This is a genomic window from Faecalicatena contorta (assembly GCF_021531995.1).
GTDB lineage: Bacteria > Bacillota > Clostridia > Lachnospirales > Lachnospiraceae > Dorea_A > Dorea_A contorta_A.
This window is the reverse complement of record NZ_JAFBIZ010000315.1, coordinates 1-427: the sequence shown is the minus strand read 5'-3', so window position 1 is coordinate 427 and position 427 is coordinate 1. Positions and strand designations below refer to the sequence as shown.

Annotated in this window: 1 protein-coding gene; it reads right to left on the bottom strand. The window is 37.2% G+C overall.

Annotation, left to right across the window (positions count from 1 at the left end; translation table 11 throughout):
• Window positions 1-102: 102 nt before the first annotated feature.
• Window positions 103-427: DUF5688 family protein (locus tag JQM82_RS16130; protein WP_235251437.1), on the bottom strand; the 325-nt coding region annotated here is incomplete at its 5' end.

Sequence of the window (427 nt, the reverse complement as noted above, 5' to 3'; positions counted from 1 at the left end):
TGGCACGAAGGCAGGACTATGAACAACAGAGTTTATTTTTAACGTAAAAGGAGCCGTCTGAATTTAATCAGGCGGCTCGGTGTTATTTTATGGCATTTTTGGTTAAGCACATAGGAGTTCCTTACGATCCCGAGAATAAAAGTATGCATGATCTGAAAGAATTTCTTCTGGGATGACCGTTGTTTCATTGACTTCCCGAATGATTTCGTTTAATTCCATGCAGTCAGTATCAGAAGCTTTTAATAACAGAACTTCATGTACGCTGCTGGGAATGACAAAAAAATCATCCTGTAATGTTTTCCCGATTTGATTCATGATATCATCATACAATGTACAGATAGCACCGTGTTGTCTTATAGCATTAGAGAGTATGAACAATTCTGATTTCATGACACAATCTCTGTCTGAATCTATAAACTCATTTGAG